General features: G+C 72.4%; 9 protein-coding genes. 7 read left to right on the top strand and 2 right to left on the bottom strand.

The annotated features are described in order from the left end of the window. Positions 1–83: 83 nt before the first annotated feature. From ABD832_RS05835 to ABD832_RS05815, 5 genes are all read left to right on the top strand, one after another. Complete coding sequence (locus tag ABD832_RS05835; RefSeq protein WP_344889481.1) at positions 84–1,391, top strand: ABC transporter substrate-binding protein; 1,308 nt, start codon at positions 84–86, stop codon at positions 1,389–1,391. Continuing rightward, positions 1,388–2,320 (top strand): carbohydrate ABC transporter permease, encoded by a 933-nt coding sequence (locus tag ABD832_RS05830; RefSeq protein ID WP_344889478.1) that lies wholly within the window; start codon positions 1,388–1,390, stop codon positions 2,318–2,320. Before ABD832_RS05835 ends, ABD832_RS05830 begins: the two co-directional genes overlap by 4 nt. Next, positions 2,317–3,144 (top strand): carbohydrate ABC transporter permease, encoded by an 828-nt coding sequence (locus ABD832_RS05825; RefSeq protein WP_344889475.1) that lies wholly within the window; start codon positions 2,317–2,319, stop codon positions 3,142–3,144. The genes ABD832_RS05830 and ABD832_RS05825 overlap by 4 nt, the downstream gene beginning before the upstream one ends. 22 nt (positions 3,145–3,166) lie before the next feature. Then, entirely contained in the window at positions 3,167–5,779 is a 2,613-nt protein-coding gene (locus tag ABD832_RS05820; protein WP_344889471.1) for a glycoside hydrolase family 78 protein, read from the top strand. A 65-nt stretch (positions 5,780–5,844) separates the two neighbouring features. After that, entirely contained in the window at positions 5,845–6,222 is a 378-nt protein-coding gene (locus ABD832_RS05815) for a YchJ family protein (protein WP_344889468.1), read from the top strand. Positions 6,223–6,443: 221 nt separating this feature from the next. Here the strand turns inward: ABD832_RS05815 and ABD832_RS05810 are convergent, their stop codons facing one another. Further along, entirely contained in the window at positions 6,444–9,530 is a 3,087-nt protein-coding gene (locus ABD832_RS05810) for a discoidin domain-containing protein (RefSeq protein WP_344889465.1), read from the bottom strand. A 382-nt stretch (positions 9,531–9,912) separates the two neighbouring features. Here ABD832_RS05810 and ABD832_RS05805 point away from each other — a divergent pair, with 382 nt between their 5' ends. Next, the gene (locus tag ABD832_RS05805; RefSeq protein WP_344889462.1) at positions 9,913–11,262 is read left to right on the top strand and encodes a DUF1996 domain-containing protein; all 1,350 of its coding nucleotides are present in this window, start codon (positions 9,913–9,915) and stop codon (positions 11,260–11,262) included. 250 nt (positions 11,263–11,512) lie between these two features. Continuing rightward, positions 11,513–14,200, top strand: a complete 2,688-nt coding sequence (locus tag ABD832_RS05800; protein ID WP_344889459.1) for a glycoside hydrolase family 3 C-terminal domain-containing protein — start codon at positions 11,513–11,515, stop codon at positions 14,198–14,200. Positions 14,201–14,236: 36 nt separating this feature from the next. Here the strand turns inward: ABD832_RS05800 and ABD832_RS05795 are convergent, their stop codons facing one another. Beyond that, positions 14,237–14,632: an STAS domain-containing protein gene (locus ABD832_RS05795; protein WP_344889456.1), complete on the bottom strand. Its 396-nt coding sequence runs from the start codon at positions 14,630–14,632 to the stop codon at positions 14,237–14,239. Between the last annotated feature and the right edge of the window lie 181 nt (positions 14,633–14,813).

The raw sequence follows: 14,813 nt of genomic DNA, 5'->3' as shown, positions 1-14,813 counted from the left end.
CGACCTTGACGGGCTGTCGTGTGACGCCTACGTTAACTCGCAATCGGGCCTTAAAACGATTTCATAGGACCTTGGAGAGCGTCATGAACACCTCTCACCGCGCGCTGGGAGCGGCCCTCGCCGTCCTCACCATGGCGGCCCTGACCTCCTGCGGCTCTGACCCCGGACCGGCGGCCGAGGGCGGGGGCCCCGTGACCCTGACGTTCCTGGTGGACAACAGCCAGGCCACCATGGACACGGCCAAGGCCCTCGCGGCCGCGTTCACGCGGGCCAACCCCACCGTCAAGGTCGAGACGGAGACCCGCCCCGGCGGGACCGAGGGCGACAACATCGTCAAGACGCGTCTGTCCACCGGCGACATGGCCGACGTGTTCTGGTACAACTCCGGCTCGCTGCTCCAGGCGCTCAACCCGGCCCAGACCATGGTCGACCTCACCGGGGACCCGGTGCTCGCCAAGGTGCAGAAGGACTACCTGCCCGTCGTCACCCAGGGCGGCAAGGTGTACGGCATCCCGGCCGGCACCGCCATGGGCGGCGGCATCCTCTACAACCGCAAGGTCTACGAGAAGCTCTCCCTGAAGGTGCCCACGACCTGGGCCGACTTCATGGCCAACAACGAGAAGATCAAGGCCGGCGGCCTCACCCCGGTGATCTCCACGTTCAAGGACACCTGGACCTCCCAGCTCCTCGTGCTGGGCGACTACTACAACGTCCAGGCCGCGGTGCCGACGTTCGCGCAGGACTTCACCGCCAACAAGGCCAAGTTCGCGACCACGCCGGCCGCGGTGGCGGGATTCCAGCACCTGGCCGACCTGCACGCCAAGGACATGCTCAACTCCGGCTTCGGCTCGGCCACCAACGAGCAGGGCATGAAGATGCTGGTCGAGGGCAAGGGTGCGCACTACCCCATGCTCAGCGCCCAGCTCCCGCCGCTGGTCGCCACCACCCCGGCCGCGGCCACCGACATCGGCTTCTTCGCCATCCCGGGCGACGACCCGGCCGTCAACGGCGCCACCATCTGGGAGCCGCCGGGCATCTACCTCGCCAAGACCGGCGAGCACCAGGCCGAGGCCAAGAGGTTCCTGGCCTTCATCGCCTCCCCGGAGGGCGCCGACGCCGCCAACAAGGCCGTCCAGCCGGCCGGTCCCTACCGCATCGAGGGCGCCGAGCTCCCCGACGACGCCATCCAGGTGGCCAAGGACCTCCAGGTCTACATCGACAGGAAGGCCACCGCGCCCGCCCTGGAGTTCGTCTCCCCGGTCAAGGGCCCGGCCCTGGAGCAGATCACCTCCGCGGTCGGCTCGGGCCTGACGCCTCCGGCCGAGGGTGCCGCCCAGTACGACAAGGATGTGGAGAAGCAGGCCAAGCAGCTGGGCCTGGCGGGGTGGTGACCATCCCCCAGCGCACCACCGGACCCCGCGCGGGCGCGGGGTCCGGCACCCGCCGCCGGCCGGCCCGCCGCGCCGCGAAGAGCCCGTACCCCTACGCCCTCTACATCCCGGCGGCCGTGGTCTACGTCGTGATCTTCCTGATCCCGACCGTGATGGCCTTCTACTTCTCGCTGACCCGCTGGACGCTCTTCGACAGCACGTTCGTCGGGTTCGAGAACTTCGTCGACTTCTTCTCCGAGCAGAACCTGCGCATCGGATTCCAGAACACCATCGTCTACGCGGTGCTGACCAGCGGGCTCAAGGTCGTGCTGGGCATGGCGCTGGGAGTCCTGCTGACCTCGAAGCTGCGGCTCCGCGGATTCCTGCGCTCGGTGGTGTTCTTCCCGGTGCTGGTGTCCACCGTCGCGGTCGGCATCACGTTCAGCGCGCTGCTGCGGCCCGACACCGGCCTGGTCAACAAGGCACTGGCCCTGGTGGGCGTCTCGGGACCCGACTGGCTGGGCGACGCGAGCACCGCCCTGCTGTCGGTGGTGATCGTCGACGTCTGGAAGGGCGTCGGCCTGGCGGTCGTCATCTACATCGCGGGCATCCTGTCCATCCCGCAGGACTACTACCAGGCGGTCGCCGCCGACGGCGGGACGGCCTGGCACAGATTCCGTCACGTCACGCTCCCGCTGAGCTGGCCCGCGACGTACTCGGTGATCATTCTGTCGTTCATCGGGGGCCTGCGGTCGTTCGACCTGATCTGGACGATGACGCGCGGCGGGCCCGGGTTCACCAGCGACGTCATCGCCTCGATCATCTACAAGCAGTACCAGGCCGGGTTCTTCGGCCTGTCCACGGCGGGCAACGTCATCCTCTTCGTGGTGGTCACGGCCATCGTCGTGCCGCTCTCGTACGTCCTCGGAAAGCGGGAGGTCTACTCATGAGGACGCTGCGCAGGTCCGCGGGCGAGATCGCCGTCCTGCTCGTCGCGACCGTCGTCTTCCTCGTCCCGTTCTCCTTCATGGTGCTGACCGCGGTCAAGGACGAGGCCGAGTCGGCCGACCTGAGCTTCGCGCTCCCGACGAACTGGCCCGTCGTCGAGAACCTCGTCGCGGTGATCTCCGCACGGGACCACGTGCTGCTGCGGGCCTACCTGAACAGCACGATCATCACCGTCGCGTCGGTGGCGCTGGTCGTCGTCTTCGCGGCCATGGCCGCCTTCGTCCTGCAGCGCCGGGGCGGCGTCGTCGCCACCGTCGCGAACGTCCTCGTGCTCTCCGGGCTGATCATCCCACCGGCGATCGTGCCGACGATCTGGCTGCTGCAGGCCATCGGCCTGTTCAAGACCCTGCCGGGCATCATCCTGGTCGAGGTCGCCTTCCAGGTGTCGTACGCGATGCTGCTGTTCCGGGCGTTCATCGCCGCGATCCCGCGCGAGCTCGACGAGGCCGCGCAGCTCGACGGGTGCAGCGGGCTCCGGCTGTTCTTCAAGGTGATCTTCCCGCTGCTGCGGCCGGTGACGATCACGGTCATCCTCACCAGCTCGGTGACGATCTTCAACGACTTCGTCAACCCGCTGTACTTCCTGCCGGGCGACGAGAACGCCACCGTGCAGGTCACCCTCTACAACTTCCAGAGCCAGTACAGCACCCAGTGGAACCTGCTGTTCATGGACATCGTGCTGATCACGATCCCGCCGCTGCTGGCATTCGTCTTCTTCAACCGCAAGATCGTCGCCGGCATGACCGCCGGGGCCGTCAAGGGTTGACCCCGAAGGAGCATCACGTCCCGTGACCACCGAACCCGTCCTCCGCGTCGAACCGCCCGTCTTCGAGCACCACCGGGAACCGCTCGGCATCGGCCAGGAGGCTCCCCGGCTGTCCTGGAGGACCGTCACCGAACTGCCGGACTGGCTGCAGCGCGCGTACGAGATCGAGATCCGCGACGCCGACGCCGATTCCGGCACCGAGGGCGACGGCGCGTCCGTCCACACCACCGGGATCGTCGAGAGCGACGCCTGCGTGCTGGTGCCCTGGCCCGGCGAGCCCCTCGTCTCCCGCGGGAGCCGGCGGGTGCGGGTCCGCGTCCACGGCCGCGACGGGTCGGCGAGCGACTGGAGCCCGTGGGCCCGGGTCGAGGCCGGGCTGCTGGAGCCGGGGGACTGGCACGCCCGCGCGGCCGCCCCGCCGGTGGAGCTGCTCGGGGAGCCCGACGGGCCCGCCGTCCACCTGCGCCGGGAGTTCACCGTGCGCTCGCCCGTCGTGCGGGCGCGGCTGTACGTCACCGCCCACGGGCTCCACGAGGTCGAGATCAACGGCTCCGTCGTCGGTGACGACGTCCTGGCCCCCGGATGGACCAGCTACTCCCACCGGCTGCGCTACCGCACGCACGACGTGACCGCCCTGCTGCGCCAGGGGGACAACGCCGTCGGCGCCACCCTGGCGGACGGCTGGTTCCGGGGACGGGTGGGGTTCGAGGGCGGGCGCACCGGCGTCTACGGCGACCGGACCGCGCTGGTGGCCCAGCTGGAGGTCGTCCACGAGGACGGCACCGTCTCGCGGGTGGTCACCGGCGAGGGGTGGCGGTGCGCGCGGGGCGCCGTCACGGCCGCCTCGCTCTACGACGGCGAGCGCTTCGACGCCCGCCTGGTCCCGGACGGCTGGTCGCGGCCGGGGTTCGACGACACCGGATGGGTCCCCGCGGACGTCGTGCCGTTCGACCACGCCCGGCTGGTCGCGCCGACGGGCGCCGCCGTGCGCCGCGTCGAGACGCTCGCCCCGGTGGCGGTGCTGACCGGCCCGTCCGGCGAGACCGTCCTGGACTTCGGCCAGAACATCTCCGGCCGCCTGCGCATCCGCGTCCAGGGCCCCGCCGGTCACACCGTCACGCTGCGGCACGCCGAGGTGCTGGAGAACGGGGCCTTGTCCCTGCGTCCCCTGCGGCACGCCGCCGCGCGCGACGAGTACACGCTGCGCGGGGACGGGGGCGCCGAGGAGTGGGAGCCCACGTTCACCGTGCACGGCTTCCGGTACGCGCAGGTGGACGGCTGGCCCGGCGCGTTCGACCCGGAGGCGGTACGGGCGGTGGTCTGCCACACCGACATGCGCCGGACCGGGCACTTCACCTGCTCCGACGCCGAGCTGACCAGGCTGCACGAGAACACCCTGTGGAGCATGCGGGGCAACTTCGTCGACATCCCCACCGACTGCCCGCAGCGCGACGAGCGCCTCGGCTGGACGGGCGACATCCAGGTGTTCGCGCCCACCGCGTCCTTCCTGTACGACTGCGCGGGCCCGCTGACGTCCTGGCTGGAGGACCTCGCGGCCGAGCAGGAGGAGTACGGCACCGTCCCGCACTACGTGCCCTGGATCCCCCTGGTGTTCGAGGTCGGCCCGGCCGCGGCCTGGGGCGACGCCGCGGTGATCGTGCCCTGGACGCTGTACCGGCGCTTCGGCGACCTCGGCCTGCTGGCCGCCCGCTACCCGAGCATGACCGCCTGGGTCGACCAGGTCGCGGGACTGGCCGGGGACCGTCACCTGTGGGACACCGGCTTCCAGTTCGGCGACTGGCTCGACCCGGCGGCGCCCCCGGACCGGCCCGAGAAGGCCAGGACCGACAGCGCTCTGGTGGCCACGGCCTACCACGCGTGGACCGCGCACCTGGTGGCCGAGACCGCGGCGCTGCTCGGGCACGAGGAGGACGCGGCCCGCTACGCCGCGCTCGCCTCGGCGGTCCGCGAGGCGTTCCGCGGCGAGTACGTCACCCCGGCGGGCCGCCTGAGCAGCGACAGCCAGACGGCGTACGCCCTCGCGCTGAGCATGGACCTGCTGGACAAGCCCGAGCAGCGGGAGCGGGCGGGCCGCAGGCTGGCCGAGCTGGTCGCCTTCGACGACCACCGGATCGCGACGGGCTTCGTGGGAACGCCCCTGGTCTGCGACGCGCTGGCCGACGCCGGGCAGCTGGAGACGGCCTACCGGCTGCTGCTGCAGCGCGAGTGCCCGTCCTGGCTGTACCCGGTGACGATGGGGGCCACCACCATCTGGGAGCGGTGGGACAGCATGCTGCCCGACGGGACCGTCAACCCGGGCGAGATGACCTCGTTCAACCACTACGCCCTGGGCGCGGTGGCCGACTTCCTGCACCGGGTGGTCGCCGGCCTGGCACCGGCCGAGCCCGGCTACCGGCGGATGCGCATCGCCCCGCGCCCCGGCGGAGGCCTCACCTCGGCCTCGGCCGGCCTCGACACCCCCTACGGGCACGCCGCGGTCTCCTGGCGGCTGGCCGGCGGCACCCTCACGGTGACGGCCGTCGTCCCGCCCAACACGGTCGCCGAGGTGGACCTGCCCGGATCGGCCCCCGCCGAGGTCGGCTCGGGGACGCACACGTTCACCCTCCCGCTCTGACGAGGAGGGCTCGCGGGCATACTGGGGACGTGTCCCGACGTGATCCGCGGCCCCGAGGCCGTTCCGTGCCCGCCGCCCCGTGCCCGTGCGGGCTGCCCGCCTCGTACGCGGACTGCTGCGGGCGGCTGCACGGCGGGGAGACGTCCGCGGCCACGGCCGAGGCGCTGATGCGGTCGAGGTTCAGCGCCTTCGGCGTCGGCGACGGCGCGTACCTGCTGAGCACCTGGCATCCGTCGACGCGCCCGCCGGGCGTCGACCTCGACGACCGGATCCGGTGGACGCGTCTGGAGGTGCTGGAGACGACCGGCGGCAGCGCCGTGCACACCGAGGGCACCGTCCGGTTCCGCGCCCACTACGTCGAGGGCGGCCGGGCGGGACACCTGGACGAGCACAGCCGTTTCACCCGGCACGCGGGCCGATGGGTGTACGTCGGGGCGATCTAGGAACCGCGTTCCTCCGCCCCGTCCCGCGGTCTCGCGACGCGGAAGCCGTGCCGATCCGTGATCGCACGGCGTCCTGCCCCGCGGTCTCGTGGCCCGGGAGCCGTGCCGGTCCGTGATCGGCACGGAGCCGTCCGGCGGGCGCGCGAGGCCCGTGGCGTCCCGCACGGCGGACCCGGTCCGGGACGTGCCTCCCGGACCGGGTCCGCGCGTGCGGCCCGCGCCTACCGGTAGACGCCGAACTCCCAGAGCGAGTAGCCGTAGGCCGTGCCGCGCCTGGCCAGGTTCACCCGCACGTACCGGGCCGACGCGGTGACGTCGATCCCGTCGAACCCGCCGTCACCGGAGGTGGTCGAGTAGACGTCGGCCCAGGTGGAGCCGTCGACCGAGGTCTGAATCCGGTACTCCCTGCCGTACGCGCCCTCCCAACCGAGCTGGACGTGCCGGATCGGGGTGGTCGCGCCGAGGTCCACCTGGATCCACTGCGGGTCGGCCCACTCGCTGGCCCAGCGGGAGGTGAAGCTGCCGTCGGTGGCCCGGCCCGGGGTGAACGGGCCGCCGTCACCGGTCGCCTGGTGGCTGGACGCGGTGGTCGGCTTTCCGAGCGCCACGTTGGTCCCGGAGACCGTCGGCGGAACCACGCGGAACGAGCGCTGCTCGATGCCGGCGTTGCCGTGCCCGTCGAAGGCGTACACGTACACCTTCCAGACGCCCATCTGCTCCGGCGCGGTCGCGGTGAACCTGCCGGGGCCGGTCTGGGTGAACCTGACGTGCTTGAAGCCGCGGTCGCCGGTGACGTGCTTGTCGCTGTACATCAGGTTGTAGCGGATCGGGTCGCCGTTCGGGTCGGACGCGGCGACCTCGACGGTGAAGGGCTTCCCGGCCTGGACGGCGGTCTGCGAGCCGACCGTCATCGAGGTGATCTCCGGCGGGGTGTTCGCCGAGGGCCGCCCGGTGTAGGCCTCCTTGAGCGCGTGGTAGCCGTGCCGCCGCCAGCCGCCGGTGGTGGTGTTCAGCCACACGCCGCCGAAGTCGTTCTCCAGGCCGTAGTGGAACATGGTCGCGCCGAGCGCGACGCCCGTGTGGCCCTTGATCGCGTTCCAGCTCGCGGTGTACTGCGCCCGCTTCTCCAGGTCGGTCGGCTCGTCCGGGACGCCGTTGACGTCGCTGCGCACCTCCCACTCCCCGTCGGGGCCGGCCTCGGTGACGATGTAGGGCTTGGTGTAGCCGCCGCTGACCCAGTCCTGGCGCACGGTGCCGATCGCGCCGTAGGAGTTGACCGCGAGCAGGTCGAGGGCGGGGGAGTGGGCCCGGTAGTAGGTCCAGGCGTGGGTGTAGGCGTCGGTGGAGGTGACCGGGTGGTTCGGGTCGGCGGCGTGGATCGCCTCCGCCACCTCGTTGACGAACTTCGCGTACGCCACCCGGCGCTGCTCGACCACGTCGACGGGCAGGCCGTGGTCCTGCATGGTCAGCACGACCTCGTTGCCGACGTCCCACATGAGCACGCCCTGACGGTTCTTCAGAGCGTTGACCCGGGCGACGATCTCGTTCTTCACGCTGGTCTTGTACGCGGTGTCGTTGACGTAGTCGGCGCCCTGGTTGAGCCAGTGCCCGACGATGACCTTGATCCCGTGCCGGGCGGCCACGTCGAGCAGGGCCGGGGTCTGGGCGTCGTCGACGCCCCAGGTGCGGATCGTGTTGACGCCCATGGCCGCCAGGTCGCGCATGTAGCCGTCGGCCGCGGCCTGCGGCGGGCCGTAGGTGATCCCCTTGATCTGGTACGGGGAGCCGTTGACCTGGAGCTGCCAGTTGCCCTGCGTGCCGGTCACCCGGACCGTGCTCGGCCCGGCCGGGACCGGCGGGTCGGTCATGGCGGCGGGGACGGTGCCGCTCTGGCGGGAGACCGTGACCCGGTCGACGCTCAGCACGCCCCCGGAGGTGGTGGCGGGGGTCGGTGTGGTGACGCCCGCGAGCGCGTTGGGCAGCGAGCCGCCGACGGCGAGGTCGAGGCGGAGGTAGAAGCCGTGGTGCACGGCGGCCTTCCAGGCGGCGACGCCGACCTGGCTCTCGCGCACGACCCAGGTCTGCCGGCCGTCGAGGTAGAAGCGGATCTCCTCGTCGGTCCTGGTGCGGTCGATGACCTGGGTGTACTCGTGGTAGCCGCTCTGGCAGCCCTCGCAGGTGGCGAAGCCGCTGGTGCGGCCGTCGTACTCGTTGCACACCCCGCCGGGGGCGGTGCCGCAGTGCAGGGTGTTGGCCAGCTGGTCGCGGCCGTTGACGCCGGTCATGATGTCGGTCTCGCCGACCGAGGGCCAGTTGGTGTGGTTGCCCCGATAGGCCGCGCCGGTCGCGCGGAAGCCGGGCCAGTAGCCCAGCGCGTTGGCCACGCTCGGCTGCTTGAGCCGGGCGCTGAACCTGAGCATCTCGCCGGGCCGCGGCTCGAAGTCGGTGCGCTGGGTCTCGATCCGGCCGGAGGTCCAGTTGCCGGCGCCGTCCCTGATCGCCTTGATGCTCAGGTTCCCGGTGCCGTCGAGGGAGACGTTGGCGGTCGAGGCGCTCATCGTCTCGACCTCGCCGGTGCCCCAGTTGGCGGCGCCGCCGGGGTAGGAGGTGCCGGTGCGCAGGATCCAGTTCGTCCCCGAGGGGGAGCTGCCGGCCGCGCCGTCGAAGTCGTCCTTCCACACCTCGGTCCAGGTGCCGGGCTCCTCGGGCTCCTGGGGGCCGCCGGTGCTGCCGTAGACCTGGAACTCCCACAGGGAGTAGCCGTAGCCGGTGGCGCGACCGGTGCCGTGCATGCGGACGTAGCGGCCGGTGCCGGTGAGGGTGTGGGTCTGGGTGCCGCCGGTGGCGTTGGTGGTGGAGTACAGGTCGGTCCAGGTGGTGCCGTTGGTGGAGGCCTGGATCGTGTAGGCCTTGGCGTAGGCGCCTTCCCATCTCAGGACGACCTGGGAGAGGGTGGCGGTGGCGCCCAGGTCCACCTGGATCCACTGCGGGTCGCTGAACGCGCTGGACCAGCGCGTGCCCGTCAGGTCTCCGTCGACCGCCGCGGACGCGCCCCAGGCGGCGCCCTCGGTCGACGAGGCCGTCGCGGGCCTGCCCTGGGAGAGCAGGACGTCGGCGGCCGCCCGGCCGGAGACCGTCCCGGCCGCCGATGTCCCGGCTGCCGAAGCCCCGGAGGCCGACGTCCCGGCGGCCGACGCGGACGCCCCGGCCGGCGGCGCGACGAGGGCCAGGCCGGAAACGACCAGTCCCACCAGGGCGGCGATGACCGGGCCTGCCCGGAATCGGCCCGAACCACGAGCTGGATACACGATCTCTCCTCGAGAAGGGGGGTGCCCGCCGCGAACGACGGGGAGGGAGAGCGCTCTCCGACATCGAGAGTGCTCCCGGGAATCGGGCGTGTCAAGGCTCTTCCCGGTGCGGTCCCGAAACGCGCTGCTCACACCGTGGAAACTTCTGGGCCTTCCGGGGGACGGACATACGCCTCAGACGTCACTTTTCCCATGGTCGGCGCCGCCCCTCCGGCCATGGTGACGCGACCGCGCGTCCACGCGGACGTGGCGGAGGGGTGAACGGTGGATCTCGGATCGGATGGACCGGCGTCTTGACAATCCGCGACGGAGCCCGTCAATCTCGTAGGAGAGCGCTCTCCAACCGCCGTCCCCGCGGCCACCCCCCTTCGAAGGAGAGTCGATGCAACCATCCCGACGTACGGTCAGGTTCCACCTGGGACTGGTCGCAGCCACGATCACCGCGCTGGTCGCGGCCGGCTTGACGATCATCACGCCCGCCCTCGCGGCGGACACCCCGCTCTCCCAGAACAGGCCCGCGACCGCGTCCTCCAGCCAGGGCGCCGGCTACGGCGCGGGAGCCGCCTTCGACGGCGACAACGGGACCCGGTGGTCCAGTGCCGCCGCCGACCCGCAGTGGATCCAGGTGGACCTGGGCGCCACCGCCACCCTCTCCCAGGTCGTCCTGAGATGGGAAGGCGCCTACGCCAAGGCCTATAAGATCCAGGCCTCCACCAACGGCACCACCTGGACCGACCTGTACTCCACCACCAACGCCACCGGCGGCACCCAGACCCACACCCTCACCGGCACCGGCCGCTACATCCGCATGCACGGCACCGGTCGCGCCACCGGCTACGGCTACTCCCTGTGGGAGTTCCAGGTCTACGGAACCGGTGGCGCCACGACCACCCCGCGGCCGAAGCCGACGTTCACCGACGAGGTGACGCACCACGAGTTCCAGGCCAACTGCTCCTGGACGGCGAACCGGCCCGACGACCCGATCGTCTACCCCGGCCTGCCCGGCGCCTCGCACATGCACACCTTCGTCGGCAACAGGACCACCAACGCGAACAGCACGGCCTCCTCGCTCCTGGGCGGCGGCACCTCGTGCACCAACCCGCACGACAGGTCGGCCTACTGGTTCCCGAGCTTCTACAAGGGCGACCAGCTCGTCCAGCCGACCGGCGACCAGGTCATCTACTACAAGTCCGGCATCCTCAACTACTGGCAGGTGCAGCCCTTCCCGCAGGGCCTGCGCTTCGTCGTCGGCAGCCCGACCGCGACGCTGGCGGAGTTCCGGGACTCTCCCGGCGCCGTCGAGGGCTTCGAGTGCGGCGACCTCTCCCGCAGCTGGGACATCCCGGCCTCCTGCGTGCCGGGCAGCCAGGTGAACGTCCGCTACCAGGCGCCGAGCTGCTGGGACGGCGTCAACCTGGACAGCCCCAACCACAAGAGCCACATGTCCTACCCCGAGAACGGCTACTGCCCGCCCTCCCACCCGGTGGCGGTGCCGATGCTGGAGTTCAAGATCGCCTTCCCGGCGAGCGGTGACCTGTCGCAGGCGCGGCTGGCCAGCGGCCGCGGCTACACCTGGCACTACGACTTCTTCAACGCCTGGGACAACCCCGCCATCCTGGACGCCCTGGTGACCCACTGCATCAACGGTGGCCTCCAGTGCAACCCGCGTGGCTACGACCTGTACAAGCCGCACCGCGGCGCCGCCCTCACGGAGAACTTCGAACTGCCCTGACCCCCGGCCCGGACACCCGCCCCGGAGACCCGCCCGACCTCCCGCGCCGGGGACCGCGTCATCGGTCCCCGGGCGGGAGGCCCCGCCGGGGCACTCGGGCTCTCGCCCGGCCTCTCCCCGGTCCCCGAAGGGGGGCCGGGGAGAGGCCGGGACCCGATCTTTCCGCGTATCCATCCCGGCCCCGTCCGGTACGGACCGGGCGGGATCCGCGATGTTTCGGAGAGCGCTCTCCGACAGTGAAGGGGACCATGTGAGCATCGACGGGCTCGACCGGCTGGTGGAGAAACTGGACCTGGAACGGAAGGTGCGGCTGCTCACCGGGGCGAGCGTGTGGTCCACCCACGCCGAACCGGACATCGGGCTGCGGGCCATGGCCCTCTCGGACGGCCCCGTCGGGGTGCGCGGCGACGGCTGGGACGAGCGGAACACCTCGCTGACCCTGCCGTCGGCGACCGCGCTGGCCGCGACCTGGGACGAGGAGCTGGTCGGCCTGCTCGGCGGGCTGCTCGCGAGCGAGGCGCGGCGCAAGGGCGTGCACGTGCTGCTCGCGCCCGCGCTCAACCTGCACCGCTCCCCGCTCGGCGGGCGCCACTTCGAGTGCTACTCCGAGGACCCCCTGCTGACCGGGCGGATCGGCGCCGCCTACATCCGGGGCGTCCAGGCGGGAGGGGTGGCCGCCACCGCCAAGCACTACGTCGCCAACGACTCCGAGACCGAACGGCTCACCCTCGACGCCCGCGTCGGCGAGCAGACCCTGCGCGAGCTGTACCTGGCGCCGTTCGAGGCGGCGGTCCAGGCGGGTGTCTGGGTCGTCATGTCCGCCTACAACGGGGTGAACGGGACCACCATGTCGGAGAGCCCCCTGCTCGCCGACCCGCTCAAGGGGACGTGGGGGTTCGACGGGGTGGTGGTGTCGGACTGGGGAGGCGTCCGCTCCACCGTCGGCACCGCCCGCGCCGCACAGGACCTCGCGATGCCGGGGCCGCGAGGCGCGTGGGGGGAGGCCCTGGTGGCCGCGGTGCGTGCGGGCGAGGTGCCCGAGGCCGCGATCGACGACAAGGTCCGGCGCCTGCTCCTGCTGGCCGCCCGGGTCGGCGCGCTGGATCCCGGCCTCCCGGGCCCCGCCGGCCCGTCCCCCTCCGCGATCCCGGCCGCCCTCCCGGACCCGTCCGTCCCCGCGTTCCCCGCCGTCCTCCCGGACGCCGCCACCTTCCCGGTCCCGTCCGTCTTCGCGGAGCAGGACGTCGTCCCGGAGCAGGGCACCCTCCCGGACGCCTTCCGGGACACGGACGCCCTTGTGGACCCGGCTGTCCTCCCGGGCGCGTCGGGGGTGCAGGCCCGGGACCACGGGCACGCCCGGACCCTGCTGCGCCGGGCCGTGGCGGCCAGCGCCGTCCTGCTGCGCAACGAGGGCCCGCTGCTCCCCCTGGACCCCGCGCGCCTGCGCAGGGTCGCCGTGCTCGGGCCGAACGCCGCCGCGGCCCGGATCCAGGGCGGCGGGAGCGGGGGCGTGTACCCGCCGTCCGTGGTCTCCCCGCTGGAGGGCGTCCGCGAGGCGCTCTCCGGCACGGCGGAGGTGCTCCACGCGCCCGGCCCGTCCCTCGGCGACCGTCCCACCCCGCTGGGCACGGGCAACGCCCGTGACCCCCGTACCGGCGAACCCGGTGTCCTGGTCCGGCTGCTGGACGCGGCGGGCGCGGAGCTGCACGCCGAGCACCGGCTGACCGGCCGCATCCTGGAGCCCGCGCGGATCGACGCCGCCGTCACCGTCGAGATCCGCGCCCTGCTGACCCCCGATGCGGACGGCGTGTGGGACCTGGCCGTCGCCGGGTGGGGCCACGTCCTGCTGGAGGCGGACGGCCGCGTCCTGGTCGACGAGGAGGTGGAGCGGGACACCGATGACCCCGCCACCGTGCACCTGTCCCCGCCGTACCGGCGCGCCCGGCTCGCCCTGACCGCGGGCCGGACGGTGGAGCTCGTCTCCCGCAGGCGCCTGGATCCCGGCAGCGGTATCGCCTCGTCCCTGGCCGCGGACCCGCCCCGGCGGGCCGACGAGGTGGAGCTGGCCGCCGCGGTGGAGCTCGCCGGGGACTGCGACGCGGTCATCGTCGTGGTCGGCACCACCGAGGAGATCGAGAGCGAGGGTGCCGACCGCACGCACTTGCGCCTGCCGGGACGCCAGGACGAACTCGTCCGCGCGGTCGCCGCGGCCAACCCGGCCACCGTCGTGATCGTCAACTCCGGCGGCCCGGTGGACCTGCCCTGGCGCGAGGAGGTACCGGCCGTGCTGCTGAGCTGGTTCCCCGGGCAGGAGGCCGGGCACGGCCTCGCCGACGTCCTGTTCGGCCACGCCGAACCGGGGGGCCGGCTGCCCACCACCTGGGCGGACCGCGCGCTGGTCTCCACGGTCCCCCGCGACGGGACGCTTCCCTACACCGAGGGCCTGGACATCGGTCATCGGGCCTGGCTGCGGCGGTCTGCGCCTCCCGCGTACTGGTTCGGGCACGGGCTCGGCTACACGTCCTGGTCCTACGAGGGGCTCTCGGTGCCCTGGAACGCGCTCCCGGGCGCCCCGGTGCCGGTGCGGGTCCGGCTGCGCAACACCGGCCGTCGCGCCGGGCGGGAGGTCGTGCAGGTCTACCTCTCCCGGCCGGACACGAGCGTGGTCCGCCCGGTCCGCTGGCTGGCCGGGTACGCCCTGGCCGACGCCGGGCCGGGCGAGGTCGCCGAGGTCGTCGTGGACCTGTCGGCGCGGGCCTTCCGGCACTGGTCGGCCGGGCATCACGCCTGGCGGGTCGAGGAGGGCGCCTTCACGGTGCTGGCCGGCCGTTCGGCCGCCGATCTGCCGCTCAGCGGAGCGACGTGGCTCGCGGGGACGGACCGGCCGGTGGGCCCGTGGACGCCCGAGGCGGCCGCGGTGACGCGGGAGCCCGCCTGACGGCCGTCCCGCGCGGGCACCGCCCGTGAGGGCGGCCTACCGGTCGGCGAACGGGAGACCGGCCCGGAGGGGCGGGACGTCCTGGGCGCCGCCCGGCGGGGGGTCGGCGGACGCGGAGCGGGAGACCACGGTGAAGGACGCGTCCAGGTTGGTGAGCTTGAGCAGTTTGAGGACCGCGGGCGGGGCCCCGGCCAGCAGGAGGGGCGTGCCGCGTTCCCTGGCGTGCCGTCTGATCGCGATCAGCGCGCTCAGGCCGCAGGCGTCGATGAAGGCGACCCCGGACAGGTCGACGACGACCGTCCCCGGGGAGGTGTCGATGATGTCCTGCGCGAAGGCGAGCAGGTACGGCCGCGTGGCCAGGTCGAGCTCACCGGCCACCGTGATGACCACGAAGTCACTCGCGTGTTCGCTCGTGAGTTGAAGTGCGTTCATCGCCCACTTCCCTGCAGGCTCACGTGAATGTACGTATCCGGCCAGGGGGTGTCGTGCGGACGCCCGGCCTCAGCTCACCGTTCCGGGCCTCGTCGTGCGGGCGTGGCGGGGAACGGACGATCTGAAGCCACGATACTCCCTAACGGTGCGAATCATCGCTTTCCGTGATCGTATAGCTTCG

The organism is Streptosporangium longisporum (assembly GCF_039534895.1).
GTDB classification, from domain to species: domain Bacteria; phylum Actinomycetota; class Actinomycetes; order Streptosporangiales; family Streptosporangiaceae; genus Streptosporangium; species Streptosporangium longisporum.
The sequence above is the reverse complement of the archived record's forward strand: the minus strand, read 5'-3'. Positions and strand labels throughout refer to the sequence as shown.